At 60.1% G+C, this 12,511-nt stretch carries 12 protein-coding genes and 2 pseudogenes; 4 read left to right on the forward strand and 10 right to left on the reverse strand.

Annotation, left to right across the window (positions count from 1 at the left end; genetic code table 11):
* Nucleotides 1-6 precede the first annotated feature (6 nt).
* Both BJP08_RS07415 and xseA read right to left on the reverse strand, forming a co-directional pair.
* Nucleotides 7-279: an exodeoxyribonuclease VII small subunit gene (locus tag BJP08_RS07415; protein ID WP_071568990.1), complete on the reverse strand. Its 273-nt coding sequence runs from the start codon at nucleotides 277-279 to the stop codon at nucleotides 7-9.
* 28 nt (nucleotides 280-307) lie between these two features.
* Nucleotides 308-1,570, reverse strand: coding sequence for an exodeoxyribonuclease VII large subunit (xseA, locus tag BJP08_RS07420; protein WP_071568991.1), 1,263 nt, complete (start codon nucleotides 1,568-1,570; stop codon nucleotides 308-310).
* A 112-nt stretch (nucleotides 1,571-1,682) separates the two neighbouring features.
* On the opposite strand from xseA, the gene BJP08_RS07425 reads away from it, so the two are divergent.
* Nucleotides 1,683-2,642: a 4-hydroxy-3-methylbut-2-enyl diphosphate reductase gene (locus BJP08_RS07425; RefSeq protein ID WP_071568992.1), complete on the forward strand. Its 960-nt coding sequence runs from the start codon at nucleotides 1,683-1,685 to the stop codon at nucleotides 2,640-2,642.
* On the opposite strand, the gene BJP08_RS07430 is transcribed toward BJP08_RS07425, so the two are convergent.
* Genes BJP08_RS07430 through BJP08_RS07440 form a run of 3 tightly spaced genes read right to left on the reverse strand, consistent with a single transcriptional unit; the run spans nucleotide 2,639 to nucleotide 5,798 of the window.
* On the reverse strand, nucleotides 2,639-3,298 hold the full coding sequence (locus tag BJP08_RS07430; protein WP_177221733.1) for a DUF6542 domain-containing protein: 660 nt from the start codon (nucleotides 3,296-3,298) through the stop codon (nucleotides 2,639-2,641). The genes BJP08_RS07425 and BJP08_RS07430 overlap by 4 nt on opposite strands.
* A gap of 57 nt (nucleotides 3,299-3,355) precedes the next feature.
* Nucleotides 3,356-4,408 (reverse strand): DNA recombination protein RmuC, encoded by a 1,053-nt coding sequence (locus BJP08_RS07435; protein ID WP_071568994.1) that lies wholly within the window; start codon nucleotides 4,406-4,408, stop codon nucleotides 3,356-3,358.
* Between the two features lie 31 nt (nucleotides 4,409-4,439).
* Complete coding sequence (locus BJP08_RS07440) at nucleotides 4,440-5,798, reverse strand: AI-2E family transporter (RefSeq protein WP_255364798.1); 1,359 nt, start codon at nucleotides 5,796-5,798, stop codon at nucleotides 4,440-4,442.
* A 101-nt stretch (nucleotides 5,799-5,899) separates the two neighbouring features.
* On the opposite strand from BJP08_RS07440, the gene ychF reads away from it, so the two are divergent.
* The gene (ychF, locus tag BJP08_RS07445; protein WP_071568995.1) at nucleotides 5,900-6,985 is read left to right on the forward strand and encodes a redox-regulated ATPase YchF; all 1,086 of its coding nucleotides are present in this window, start codon (nucleotides 5,900-5,902) and stop codon (nucleotides 6,983-6,985) included.
* A gap of 3 nt (nucleotides 6,986-6,988) precedes the next feature.
* On the opposite strand, the pseudogene BJP08_RS07450 reads toward ychF, so the two are convergent.
* The 3 genes and pseudogenes from BJP08_RS07450 to merA form a co-directional block, all read right to left on the reverse strand.
* Nucleotides 6,989-7,378 (reverse strand): annotated as a pseudogene (locus tag BJP08_RS07450) (peptide chain release factor I).
* Nucleotides 7,379-7,570: 192 nt separating this feature from the next.
* Nucleotides 7,571-7,921 (reverse strand): hypothetical protein, encoded by a 351-nt coding sequence (locus BJP08_RS07455; protein ID WP_005293255.1) that lies wholly within the window; start codon nucleotides 7,919-7,921, stop codon nucleotides 7,571-7,573.
* Nucleotides 7,918-9,339, reverse strand: a complete 1,422-nt coding sequence (gene merA / locus BJP08_RS07460) for a mercury(II) reductase (protein WP_071568997.1) — start codon at nucleotides 9,337-9,339, stop codon at nucleotides 7,918-7,920. The genes BJP08_RS07455 and merA overlap by 4 nt, the downstream gene beginning before the upstream one ends.
* Nucleotides 9,340-9,437: 98 nt before the next feature.
* Between merA and BJP08_RS07465 the strand changes: the two genes are divergently transcribed.
* On the forward strand, nucleotides 9,438-9,827 hold the full coding sequence (locus BJP08_RS07465; RefSeq protein ID WP_005290994.1) for a heavy metal-responsive transcriptional regulator: 390 nt from the start codon (nucleotides 9,438-9,440) through the stop codon (nucleotides 9,825-9,827).
* Nucleotides 9,828-9,873: 46 nt separating this feature from the next.
* On the opposite strand, the pseudogene BJP08_RS11995 reads toward BJP08_RS07465, so the two are convergent.
* Nucleotides 9,874-10,119: pseudogene (locus tag BJP08_RS11995) on the reverse strand (alkane 1-monooxygenase); the annotation flags it as partial.
* A 145-nt stretch (nucleotides 10,120-10,264) separates the two neighbouring features.
* Here BJP08_RS11995 and BJP08_RS07475 point away from each other — a divergent pair.
* Nucleotides 10,265-11,026: a helix-turn-helix transcriptional regulator gene (locus BJP08_RS07475; RefSeq protein ID WP_143110051.1), complete on the forward strand. Its 762-nt coding sequence runs from the start codon at nucleotides 10,265-10,267 to the stop codon at nucleotides 11,024-11,026.
* A gap of 359 nt (nucleotides 11,027-11,385) precedes the next feature.
* Here the strand turns inward: BJP08_RS07475 and BJP08_RS07485 are convergent, their stop codons facing one another.
* Nucleotides 11,386-11,631 (reverse strand): CopG family transcriptional regulator, encoded by a 246-nt coding sequence (locus BJP08_RS07485; protein ID WP_071569000.1) that lies wholly within the window; start codon nucleotides 11,629-11,631, stop codon nucleotides 11,386-11,388.
* Between the last annotated feature and the right edge of the window lie 880 nt (nucleotides 11,632-12,511).

A 12,511-nucleotide genomic window follows, 5' to 3' on the forward strand; every position in this document is an offset into this window, starting at 1 on the left:
TGGGGGCTATTCGGCCTGAGGCGCCTGCGCCGTTGCGTCGCGTTGCTGGATAGCCGCCTCGACGCGCTTGGATGCACCTTCGAGAAGCTGCTCGCAGCGCTTCGCCAACGCTTCGCCGTATTCCCAGTATTTCAGTGACTCGTCTAAGCTCATTTGCCCAAGTTCGAGGACTCTGACTGTTTCTACGAGCTGTTGCCTCGCTTGCTCAAACGAAAGCGTTGCTGGGTCGGGGAATGCAGCCTCGGTCGGCTGGCCACTGCCGTAGGTGTTATCGGACATGGATCGTCTCCTTGACGTATTAGTGGTGTTAGTCGGCGGGGGTAGTTCCCATTGCTGCAGCGGTTATAGAGCCGTCCGCGACGCGGATACGCAGCTGCGATCCAGGTGGTGACTGCTCGATGCTGGTCACTACCTCTGGATCGGAATGGTCGCGGGGGAGGACCTGGACTACGGAGTATCCACGTGCCAGGGTCGCTGCCGGACCCAACGCCGAAACCTGTGAACGGAGCGCCGCGACCTGCTGCGTTTCTCGTGTCAACAGGTGACTGATTTCTCGGCGCATTGAGGCGACCTGTTGGGAAACCTCTTCACTGCGCCGCTCAATAGCCAGCAGCGGGTTCTGCATTACTGGGCGCGAGCGCCAGTACTGGATCTCTTCAGCTTTGGTGGAAACCCAGGTGCGTAGCGCCTGGGCACTGCGTGCACGAGCCTCAGACAGAAACGCAAGCTCCTGGGCCGCGTCGATGACGACGCGCTTCGCCGCATCAGTTGGCGTCGCGGCACGGAGGTCCGCGACGTTATCGAGCACCGGGTTGTCGGGCTCGTGGCCAATAGCAGACACCACCGGCGTTCCCGCCGCAGCCACGGCGCGCTGCAGCGCCTCCTCAGAAAACGGAAGGAGATCTTCGACCGAGCCTCCGCCACGGGCAATGATGATGACCTCAACATTGGGGTCCGCGTCGAGCGTTTGCAACGCCTGAATAACCTCGGGTACCGCGTTCGGGCCCTGCACAGCAGTGTTGATCACGCGGAACTGCACCGCGGGCCAGCGGCTCTGTGCCACGGAAAGCACGTCGCGCTCGGCGGCGGAGCCACGACCAGTGATGAGGCCAATCGTGTTCGGCAGCAGCGGGATAGGGCGCTTGCGTGCTTGGTCGAAAAGGCCTTCGCTCGCGAGTTGCTTGCGGAGTTGCTCGATCTTCGCGAGTAATTCACCAATGCCGACGTGGCGGATCTGCGTCGTCCACATCGAAAACGACCCGCGTCCCTCGTAGAAAGCCGGCTTGCCATAGATAACGACGCGATCGCCGTCCTTTGGTGGCGTCGGCAAGCTCCTTAAGTAGTCCGAGGAAACAGTGAGCTGCACGCTCGTCTCCTGCTGTGTATCGCGAAGCGTGAGATAGGAAAACTTCCAGCTCGGCTTGTAATTCACCTGCGTGAGCTGGCCCTCAACCCACAAGTGTCCGAGACGATTAATCCACCCCTTGACCGACTTGTTCAACTTTGCCACTGGCCATGGCTGCTCAGGGCTACTTGGTGAGCTCGAACGCTCACCTTGCGCTTGTGTCACCACCGCTCCTTTCCCAGCGTGTCGATGGAATACGCTGTCATTGTTTCATAGATAGATCGCCACAAGTATGTGTACCTACTGTTTTAGACGTTGATTCGGTAGGGTCGGTTCCATGACAAATCAGGGTAAAAAAGTTCTTCTGGCAGCACCGCGTGGTTACTGCGCTGGTGTGGACCGTGCAGTCGTCACTGTGGAAAAGGCGCTGGAAAAATACGGAACCCCAATTTATGTGCGCAAAGAGATCGTCCACAACAAGTACGTAGTGGAAACGCTAGAGAAGCGCGGCGTCATCTTTGTCGACGAAACCGACGAAGTCCCCGAAGGCTCGCACCTGGTCTTCTCCGCGCACGGAGTGTCTCCTGCGGTCCGTGAGGCCGCAGAGGACCGTAGCTTGCTGGCTCTCGACGCCTCGTGCCCGCTCGTGACCAAGGTCCATAACGAGGTGAAGAGGTTCGCTAAGCATGGCTACCAGATTCTGCTCGTTGGTCACGAAGGCCACGAAGAGGTCGAGGGCACCGCGGGTGAGGCCCCGAAGGTCACCCACCTCGTTGACGGAGTAGAAGGGGTCGACGCCCTTCCTGACTTCCCGGAAGGCACGAAGCTCGTGTGGCTGTCACAGACCACGCTCTCAGTTGATGAGACGATGCTCATTGTCGAAAAACTCCGCGAACGCTTCCCGGATCTGGAAAACCCGCCTAGCGACGACATCTGCTACGCAACGCAAAACCGCCAAGTAGCGGTGAAGAAGATCGCGCCGCAGACGGAACTCGTTATTGTGGTCGGCTCGCAGAACTCCTCCAACTCGAAGCGACTCGTGGAGGTCGCACTCGACGCAGGCGCCGATAACGCCTACCTCATCGACTACGCCCACCAGGTACAAGACGAATGGTTCGAAGGCGTTCATACCGTAGGCGTGACCTCGGGCGCCTCGGTACCGGAAATTCTGGTGCAGGAACTATTAGCAGAGCTTGCCGATCGCGGCTACACAGACGTGGAGGAAGTCACCACCACGGTGGAGACGATTACCTTCGCGCTGCCTCGAGACCTACGCCAGCCGCGTCGTAGCAGCTAACGCTCATCGTTTTTGTACAGGTCCTCGCCAAGGCGCGAGGCCACGCGCCGGGCCCGCTCCCCACGGGGGCGGGCCTGACTGCGTTCAGCCTTCGTTCGCTTGAGCAGCTCCTCAACCGTGATGCCGCCTTTGCTGCGCTCACGGGCCCGGCGTCCCTCGTAGTTCGTGCGACGGTTGGACTGGTTCATGCGGCGGCGTTGCGCCCGCTCACGGCGTAGCACCTCATCGTTATGGCGCTGGATAAGCCAGTACCGCACGACGGCGATCACCAGGGCCCCAGCGGTCACTGTGAAGAGAATGGGGAAGTGCTCGATCACTGGATACAGCACCATAAGGATGGCGGTTTTCCCACCTGTGCCCGCTTCTCCGAGCTGGTTGCGCGCTGAAATTAGACCAAAACCGAGCAGGGCTACGACGAACAGGAGCGGGGTAGCGGCGACGGTAAGGAACAACCCACGCGGGTCTACCAACGTTGTTACCGCGATCACTGCCACGCTGAAGAATACGAGCAGAGGCCATCCGATGTATCCCGCCGACGTCGCGATAACGACGCCGGTCAGCAGCGCAGCGAAGATGATGCCGATGCTGGAAACGGTAGGCAAACCGTGGAAGGTAGCGGTACCAGTGCGCGGGGATCGGAGAGAGTTTTGAGACACGCTGGGCATTCTACCCGGCCTACCCGTAGGTCTTGCTAGTTTGACCCGCTCCCAGGGCTATGAATTCGTCGATTCGGCATCGCGGAGGCGTGGGCGAGCATCAACGGGGCGCAGCTCCGAAGCGCTCGACGAGTGCCCGGCGGCGCCCAGTTCTTCGAGTTTGCGGGCAGTTACCATCACGCGGCTATCGAGCGACGCCAGAGTTGCATTATATGCCTCGACCGCTTTTTCGAGGCTGCCGCCGACGCGGTTGTAATGCTCAGTCAACGTCCCGAGGCGGCGGTACAGTTCCTCACCGAGCCGCTGGATCGTTTGCGCCTCCCGGTTCATCGTGTCTTGCCGCCAGCCCAACTCGACTGTGCGTAGTAACGCGAACAATGTAGTCGGCGTGGCAATGACGACGTTTCGGGCGAATGCGTAGTCGAGCAACTCCGGGTCGATGGCCAACCCGGCATCTAAAAACGGGTCGGCCGGGACGAACATCACGATGAATTCTGGACTTGGTTGGAAGGCCTTTATATACGACTTCGAGGACAGCGTATCGACGTGGCTTCGCAGCAGATGCGCATGCCTGCGCAGGTAGCCCTGTTTCTCCTCTGGGTCTTCTGTATTGAGCGCATCAAGGTACGAAGAGAACGGGACTTTTGCATCGACGATGATGTTTCGGCCCTGGCTCAGTCGAATCACCATATCGGGGCGCAAGGAGGCGCCGTCGAAATGCATGTGAGTCTGCGTGTCGAAGTCGACGTGCTCCACCATCCCTCCGAGCTCTACCACGCGCTGTAGCTGGACCTCGCCCCAGCGACCCCGGACCTGCGGGGAGCGCAGCGCGGTGATGAGCTGATCGGTTCGATCCCCGAGCCTGGACGAGGTTCGCGCGATAGCCTGCACCTGGCCAGCCAAGGCAGACTGAGCGACTGCCTGCTCTTTATCGATGTCGTCGAGACGCCCTTGCAAGTCCCGTAATGCCTGGGCCAACGGGCGCAAGTCAGTAGAGGACTGCTGCGGTGGATTGGCGCGCCGCATCCAAGCTGCGCCAGCGGAAAAGCCTCCGATAGCTCCGATGAGCAGTCCGGTAATGATCAGTAACAGCGCAGTGGATGTGTTCATGTGGCCAGTAGAGCACATGGGACAGACATGGTTACGGAGCGGGCCGGAAACGTTCGAACACTTGTTTTATTTTGCCGGGGGTGTAGAGAGGGCGCATGCGGCGGTTAAGCTGCCCTTCGCCAGCGTCTTCGGCGGGTTCGTCTGAGAGCTCCGAGGCCTCCGCGGGCACTGTCCCGGTCCACTCGTCTTCTTCGCGCAGCGCATCGCGCTTATGTCGACTCTCGACGCTTTCCAGCTCAGCAATTACTCGCCCTTCCTCAGTGGTGAAGGAAAGGTCCTCTGGCTGGACCTCACCAGAGTGGATACGCACAATATCGAGCGCGTACCGGTAGCACACAGCGATCATCGCGGCGACGGGAACAGCCAAGAACGCTCCAATGAGGTTGAAGAGACCGCCACCGACGGTCACGGAAACCAACACGATCACCGGATGTAGATTCATCGCACGAGACTGCAACATCGGAGACAGCACGTTGCCTTCCAGCTGCTGAACCACAATAACGATCGCAAATACGATCAGCGCCTGCGTCACGCCAAGAGATACCAGCGCCACCAGGATCGCTAGAGCACCAGCCACAACTGCGCCCACAATCGGGATGAATCCCGCGATGAACGTCAACACAGCGAGTGTGAACGCCATCGGGACGCCCACGAAGTAAATACCGAGGCCGATGAAGATGGCGTCGACAAGCGAGACAACAGCTTGAGCGCGAATGAAACCACCAAGCGTATTCCACGCCCGAGTGAAGAGCTCGGTGAAGTGCAGCCCAGTGCGTCCTCCGGTAGCACTGCGAAGCCAAGGTAAAAACTTGTGCCCGTCTTTCAAGAAGAAGAAGGTCAAGACAAGCACAACAAACAGCGTGACAATAAGACCCGCGGCAGTCCCGATGCCAGTGAACACGCCACCAGCAATGGCGCCCGCCTGGTTCTGGAGCCACTGGGCGATTTCGTTCACAGCCTCGTTGAGGTCATCGGGGTTGACGTTGAGCGGTGGCCCCTGCAGCCAAAGCTGCAGACGCTGCACGCCTTCGAGTGCTTGCAGATAGAGCAGCCTCGAATGCGTCGCAATGTCCGGAGCAATTAACGAGACGAGAAAGCCGAGAAACCCAAAGAAGCCAAGCAACGTCAAGAGCGCAGCAAACCCAGCTGGTATGCCATGTTGGCGCAGCCAGCCCGCAACGGGCGCAAGCACAGTGCAGATGATGAGCGCCAGGACAACCGGGAGGATGCCCGCCCAAAACATGCCGATCACTTTGCCAAGCGCGGCCAAGAAGACCGCGACAATGAGGACGCGCAGCGTCAACGTTGCGGCGGACTTGATCCATGCGCGGTAGACAATGCCGCGATCGATCGGGTTGGCGTCGTGGTCGAGAGGTTTCTGAGTGCTCACGCGACCTATTGTGCCCCATCCGAGGGAGAAAGAAACGTAACCCGACCGCGAGCTGCAAACTTTTCGACGGCAGCGTGATCGGTGAGCTAGGATTGGCCAGCGTGAGTCTTACACTTGGAATTGTCGGTTTGCCCAATGTCGGAAAGTCAACCCTGTTTAATGCGTTGACGCGGAATGACGTGCTCGCAGCGAACTACCCGTTCGCAACCATCGAGCCGAACGTCGGGCTGGTTGAATTGCCAGACCCGCGGCTGAAGCGCTTAGCGGAGATCTTTGAATCCGAACGCATCCTGCCCGCGACGGTGTCGTTCGTTGACATCGCCGGGATCGTCAAGGGGGCGTCCGAGGGCGAAGGCATGGGCAACGCCTTCCTTGCCAACATTCGTGAAGCAGACGCCATTTGCCAAGTCGTTCGCGCCTTCGCTGACGACAACGTCATTCACGTCGATGGCAAAGTCGACCCAGCGTCCGACATTGCGGTCATTAACACCGAGCTGATCCTCGCTGACCTGCAGACCATCGAGAAAGCGTTACCGCGCCTCGAGAAGGAAGGCCGTAAGAACAAGGACGTCGCAGCAGAAGCTGAAGAGGCCAAGAAAGCACAAGCAGTGCTTGAAGACGACCGCACCCTTTTCGCCGCGGCAAAAGCAGGAGACATCGACCTCGATTTGCTCCATCACCTGCACCTCATGACGGCGAAACCATTCCTCTACGTATTCAACTCCGACGAAGCCGTGCTCACCGACGAGGCCCGCAAGCAGGAACTGCGCGAACTTGTCGCACCTGCGGAGGCAGTCTTCCTGGACGCGCAAACAGAGACGGAGCTGCTCGAACTAGACGAAAAGGACGCGTCGGAGCTCCTCGCGTCCGTTGGACAGGACGAACCTGGGCTGGAAACGCTCGCAAAGGCAGGTTTCGCAACCCTCGGCTTGCAGACCTATCTTACTGCTGGGCCAAAGGAAGCCCGCGCCTGGACGATCCACCAGGGCGATACCGCACCGAAAGCTGCGGGCGTCATCCACACCGACTTCGAGAAAGGCTTCATCAAGGCTGAAATCGTCAGCTTCGAAGACCTCGACAAGTTTGGGTCCATGGCCGAGGCACGTGCCAACGGCAAGGTGCGTCAAGAAGGCAAGGAATACGTCATGGAAGATGGCGACGTGGTCGAGTTCAAGTTCAACGTGTAGTGCTTAACCTCTGCGATGAACTCTTTGATCCCGGGACGTGATGAGGACTGGGGATATTGTGCTCCCCCGAACGCTACGGCCCGGGGGCACGAGGCTGTGTCGCAGGTGCAGGCGAGAGGACCACTAGCGAAATACAGACCGCTGAGTCGACGCAGTCACGGTAAAGACGGAGCCGTCTAGGTGGTGCTCGAGGTTGCGCGAGATACGGTGACGCTGGGCGTCGGTAAGCGATGCGCATTCCGCGACATCGATGGAAAGCTGGACTTTGCCGTCCGTCGTGTTGACGCCCTGGCCGCCCGGAGTCGACGATTTCGCGAAACGCTCCGCGAGATCGGCGGCGATGACCGCACCGTCGGGGATCCCCGGGCCGGGTGCTATGGTCATGTCGTTCATGCCGCCCAGCCTAGGTGCCCACAACCCTTTCTCGTCTCGGCGGAAGCGGAGACCGCGTCGCGACGGCCGGGATCCAGCCTCAGTATTATCCTCGTCACCGGTTGATTCGAACGCTTTTTGCTCCTCCTTCTCCCGTCGGGCTTCGATTTCAGCGGCCTCCGCAGGTGGCAGTGATCGCTGGATCCGCTCGAACTACCGGTTCCGATCAGCGGTCGAAGGATTTTCGCAGCAGCCGGACCTGCGGCGCCGGTGCCGCCGCCGTAGCCTGACGAGCATCCCCGCCATGACGGCCATCACGACGGCGGTCCCGGCACCGATGATCCAGGGATTACCGAGGAGCCCACCGACGCCTGCGAGTGCTCCGCCCGCCGCGATGAACGGCAGGCCGCAGCAGAGCAGCGACGGAAGCGCGCAGCATGCCAGCAAGAGCAGCCCGGTCACTGCAGCGACGACGGGACCGGCGCGCCATTCGTCGCGGTCCTGATCGGCGCTCATCGTCTGCTTCAGGATGAGATCTCCCCGATTGCCTGCGTTGCCGTTCATGCGCAGCACGACAGCAGCGACGGGTCGGTGGTGAAGGCCTTCGCGGCGATCCGGATGCCCTCGGCCATGGTCAGGTAGGGGGCCCAGGCGTTGGCGACCTCGGCGACGGTCCTGCCGAGCACGTGGACGCCTGCGGCGGCGAGCTCCCCGGCGTCCTTGGCGACGGCGGTCAGGCCGAGGATCTCTTTCGTCTCGGCGTTCACGACGATCTTGATGAACCCGCGGGTGTCGCGGTTGACCAAGGCGCGGGGCACGTGGTGCAGGGGCAGGACGCGGCAGTCGCAGCGGATCCCCGCGGCGAGGACGTCCTTCTCGGTCATCCCGACCGCGCCGATCGCGGGCCCGGTGAACGTCACCCGCGGCAGGCGGGCGTAGTCGACGGACCGGTCGGCGTCGGCGAACGCGTTCTCGGCGACGAGGGTGCCGTGGTGGGCGGCGACGTAGACGAACTCGGGGTGCCCGGTCACGTCGCCCGCGGCCCAGACCCGCGGGTTCGAGGACTGCAGCCGGTCGGAGACGACCACCTCGCCGGAGTCTCCGGTATTCACCCCGACCGCATCGAGGTTCAGGCCATCGGTGACGGGACGGCGTCCGAGGGCGACCAGGACCTGGTCGGCGCGGAACTCCTGCGAGCCGCCGGACAAGGCGGCGGTCACGACGGCCTCGCCTCCCGTGCCGCGGGAGACCCGGGTGGGCACTGCGCGGCTGACGACGCGGATGCCCCCGTCGGCGAACACCTCCTGGAGCGCCTTCGACACCTCCGGCTCCTCCTTCGAGGCGAGCCGGGACCGCACGAGCAGCGTGACCTGCGAGCCGAGGCGGGCGAACAGCTGCGCCTGCTCCAGGGCGACGTAGCCGCCGCCGAGCACCAGCAGCGACTCGGGGACCTCCGTCAGCTCCATCGCCGTGGTCGAGGTCAGGTATCCGGTCTCCTTCAGGCCGTCGATCGGCGGTGCCCACGGGCGAGAACCAGTCGCGACCAGGTAGTGGTGGGCCTCGATGGTCTCGACGCTTCCGTCGGATCCGGCAACATCGAGAACCGGCGCATCAGGGGTGCCCACGAACGAGGCGTCGCCGCGGAGGACCTGCCAGCCGTAGGAGTCGGCGACGTCGGCGTACTTCTCGCCGCGCAGCGACTCCACCAACGCTTGCTTCCCAGCGATCAGCGCGGGCATGTCGACGGGATCCGCCGTCGTCGCGATCCCGGGGAACCGGGTTGCGGCGTCGACCGCGACGTGCCGCGCGCCGGCCGCGGCAATGAGCGCCTTCGACGGGACGCAGCCCGTGTTCACGCAGGTGCCGCCGAGCGTCCCGCGCTCGATCATCACCACCGACTTCCCGAGCGTGCCGGCGCGGATCGCAGCGGCGAACGCGCCGCCTCCCGATCCGATGATGGCGAGATCGTACTTCGTAGGCATCGCTACTCCTGTCAACTCTTGGCTTTCTGCTCTGTCTCAGCCATACTGGACCTTCCCGTGCAGGGGAAGGTCAAGCGCGGCCACGGAGGGAGACAGCAATGTGGATCGGAGAACTCGCCGAGAGGGCGGGCACTACCGCGAAGACCCTTCGCTTCTACGAGGAACAGGGCCTTCTGCCCCCGACCGAGCGCACGCCGTCCGGATACCGCGACTACGCGCCCGAGACGGTCGCTCGGATCGACTTCATCCACCGCGGCCAGGCCGCGGGTCTCACTCTCGCCCAGATCCGCCAGATCCTCGACATCCGCGACGGCGGCCATGCGCCCTGCGAGCACGTGCGCGACCTGCTTGACGTGCGCCTCGCTGAGATCGAGCAGCAGATCGCGCAGCTCTCCGTGCTGCGCGACACTATCGCGGACCTTAGCCAGGACGCCGCGCACCCGGATCCTGAAACGTGCAGCACCGATCAAGTGTGTAGATACTTGTAGACGGCGGGAGTCAATGACTCAAACGCTACAACCCCGATATGCGCTAGCGCATGTCGATGCCGCCGGTGCCCACCTCGATGATTTTGGTGGTGGCCGCGATAGCACACAGCAGCGGCATCGAGGCGGAGGCCTGCAGTGCGAAGTGGTGGACTCGGAAGGACGCGTTGTTCACGCCGATTTCGTCCGCAGCCTGGGTGATCTCCAGACGAGTCTTGGCGATCTTTTCCGCAGATGGCCCGCACTAGCTGCCGAAGGCATAATGCCCGAAGCTTAAGAAGCCGAACGCTTTCATTGGATAACACTCCTTTTGATGGTGTTAACGAGAGGGGGTAACTGTGCGACGACATACCGTCGAGTTCAAATTCAACGTGTAGTGACTTTCACCCCACGCGGTATACCTGATTGACTACTCACTGAGCGCTCAGTAATCTAGCCTTATGGATGACCGCACCAAACGACGTGTAGAACTTGAGTTAACCCAAGAGGAAGCGGCTCGAAAAGCTGGGGTGTCTCTCGCGACTTGGCGCCGCTGGGAGTTAGACCCTGGCTCGGTGAGCGTGAAGAGTCGAGTCGCATGTGAGGGTGTCCTCAAAGCTACTTTGGAATTCCATCGAGCGCTCTCGAAATCTTATGACGCTTTCGCCGGCTCATGGAAAGGTTCGTCCATGCTTACGCCGAGACAAGCGTACGCAATTAGCCTGCAGCTGGATCTGTGGGCCGACACGGATATCGCGGAGTGGTTGCGGGATCCTAGTGAGCCGCTCCACGAGATTTCGCCGTTCGACCACTTCGATCTTCGTGTCATGATGCACGTGGGGGAAAATCGAGCCTGGGCAGAAGGGGTCCGTCAACGGTGTTACGTCATTTCCGGCGAGATTCAGTCCGGAACGCTTCCCTTTGACCGCCCAGGCCCTCTGATCGATGAGATTTTGATCGGAGCGGCTCTCGATGGCGCGCAGGGTCTTCTGGAGGATATGCCTGAACTTTTCGCTAAAATCCCGTCCCGAGATGGCATTTTTGATGATGAACATTTCGAAATTGGGGACGATGACTGGGACGTAGTAGCCGAAGGTTTTCGGGATGCCTGCGGATCGGATGATTGGGAAATTCCACTTTGGAAGTGGCACCCGCTTCTTCCGTGGGTTTTGACTCGACGCCCGCCATTTACTTGGTTCGATTTGGGCGGGACCTCCGAGTAATCCATCAGTAGAGTTGATTGATCTGTTTGCCCCGAATCGAATGCATGGTCCGAGGAGTCAGTGGGCAAGCTATTGGTGATATTAACTACGAAATGCATGGGGTTCATCTCCGTGACTAATCAAGCAAACTACGATACTGCTTACGCGCCTTCATTGAGTGGATGATGGCTTCAGTACCGTCATCCCAGAGAAGAACGACAATCTCCAGCAACCGCATAGAAGAATCAAATCCGAGCCGAAGTTCACGCTGCGGGTGATCCTCGTCGAGCGGCGCTTTGTATACTCATCCCGAAGTGGCCGCAGCGAGCGAGGATTCCGGTTCGATTCCGTGCTTTTCAGCGCTACGGCGGACCTCGATCTCAAATGGCATTTTTTAGATCCTTGCGGATTGCCTGCGATCGCGACAACCCGTGTGAGGCGGCATACTGGTCGAGATGAAAGACTTCGCTAGGGGAGAGGCGGATGGAAACAACTTGCGCGCCTTCCTCATCCCGTGGTTTTCGCCCGCGTTTCCGTAGCCTCTCCACGTCGTAGTCTTCTTCGGCTTCGGTAACCCACCTGTCAATTTGCGCCTCGCTCACAGGTTGGCCATTAATCGTTTTCATAGGAACTACGGGTTTTGGGCTTCTCTGCTACACCAATGGGCTAGCTGAATGCAGTACCCGAACAAACCCTCGTAACTTTCGTGACGTTCCGCCAAAATCACATAGTTGCTGGATGATTCCATGGCTGAGGCAACCTTTCGATACACCGAATTGCGGGCTGTGAGGCGGAAAATCTTCCGCCCATCTGTCGCGGTAGCGATGATGTGTGGTTTAGCCGAAGAGCCTTTCGGGACAGGTAAATATTCTAAATTCACGTCTTCGAACACCCATTTCGCTCTATCGCGGAGTTGCTCGTGGTCGTCTTCGTCCCATTCGTTAAAAAGAATCGTTTGAGCGGTGCCAGGGATCCTTTTGTTCAGCTCATAGTTTTCAATGAGTCGGCGGGTCTTGGTCCAAGAATCGGGTAAGTGGATCGTGAGACCGCGTATGTTGCCGTGTTCGGGGAGCTTTCCCCGACGGTCGCGTTTGCGAGGAGCCGGATCCCATTGGTGTAGGCGAATTTGGCATGCTCTTTGCCGAAGAAGATGACTCCTACGGGGTGGCCTCGATGGAGTAGGCAGACAGCGTCCGATTCTCGAGTATCGATTTCTGAGCCGGACTTCTTACTTTTCAAATAGGCTTCCCCAGCGAAGAACTCGACCTGGATGTCGTCTCCATATTTTGCTGAAGAGAAGACTGAATCATCGTAGACGTAAAGAGTGAAATCGGACTCGTTGGGTAGCTCGAGAGTTTTGTCCAACGGTTTCTGTGGCCATGGCGCTAACCTGGCGTTTCCTCGGACGCTGTGTTTGGCCGGTTTCTCGGAAGTTTGTTTGTTGCCAAAAAGTCGTGCGAAAAATCCCATGATTAACCTAAATCTCGAGGCGAATCTCCGCTTCAT

The organism is Corynebacterium sp. NML140438 (assembly GCF_001875725.1).
GTDB lineage: Bacteria > Actinomycetota > Actinomycetes > Mycobacteriales > Mycobacteriaceae > Corynebacterium.